This is a genomic window from Thalassotalea sp. G20_0, assembly GCF_017744175.1.
Lineage (GTDB): Bacteria > Pseudomonadota > Gammaproteobacteria > Pseudomonadales > Endozoicomonadaceae > Endozoicomonas.
In genome coordinates, this window is sequence record NZ_JAGHQV010000243.1 from 1 (window position 1) to 1,076 (window position 1,076).

Here is a 1,076-nt window from a genome sequence, read left to right on the forward strand (position 1 = left end):
TTTACTATCAGTCGGGGCAGGATCGTTAGTGGCAACAGAGACAGCCTGAGCTGTTTTGTCAGCTTTTTTGGTATCGTCGATCTCCACGTTGGTTGTGAGCGTACTGTTGTCTTTTTCATGATCGGCCCGGGAAACAGCAAAGTACGTTAATACCTTGACGGTCTCTTTGAGGCCGCCCTTAGCTAAATCGAGCACCGTTTTGACATTCTTATCCTTAACTTTGGCCAGGGAGCGGTCAAAGGCCTGCAATGTCTGGATGGCCTCTGTGTGGCCTTTTTCAGCAGCTCTGTTGAGAGCTGTTTGGCCATATTTATCCTTCTCTTTGGCCAGGGAGGGGTCAAAGTACAGCAATGTCTGGATGGCCTCTGTGTGGCCTTCAAAAGAAGCTGTGTGGAGAGCTGTTTGGCCATCTTTAGTCTTCTTTTTGGCCAGTGAGGGGTCAAAGTCAAGCAATGTCTGGATAGCCTCTTTGTGGCCTTTACTGGCAGCTAAGTGGAGAGCCGTGAAGCCATGTATGACCTTCTCTTTGGCCAGTGAGTGGTCAAAGTCCAGCAATGTACGGATGGCCTCTGTGTGGCCATTAGCAGCAGACCTGTGGAGAGCCGTTTCGCCAAACTTATTCTTCTCTTTGGCCAGGGAGCGGTCAAAGGCCAGCAATGCCTGGATGGCCTCTGTGTGGCCTTCAAAAGAAGCTGCGTGGAGAGCCGTTTCGCCAAACTTATTCTTCTCTTTGGCCAGTGAGGGGTCAAAGTCCAGCAATGTCTGGATGGCCTCTGTTTGGCCTTTAAGAGCAGCGTCGTGGAGAGCCGTTTGGCCATTGTTAGTCTTCTCTTTGGCCAGTGAGGGGTCAAAGTCCAGCAATGTCTGGATGGCCTGTGTTTGGCCTTTAAGAGCAGCGTCGTGGAGAGCCGTTTGGCCATCGTTAGTCTTCTCTTTGGCCAGTGAGGGATCAAAGTTCAGCAATGTCTGGATGGCCTCTGTGTGGCCTTCAAAAGAAGCTGTGTGGAGAGCTGTTTGGCCATCTTTAGTCCACTTTTTGGCCAGTGAGGGGTCAAAGTCAAGCAATGTCTGGATAG

At 50.8% G+C, this 1,076-nt stretch carries 1 protein-coding gene; it reads right to left on the bottom strand.

Features of this window, described 5'->3' with window-relative positions:
* Positions 1-1,076 (bottom strand): ankyrin repeat domain-containing protein (locus tag J7438_RS25820; RefSeq protein ID WP_209278901.1); only part of this gene is annotated, 1,076 nt, incomplete at both ends.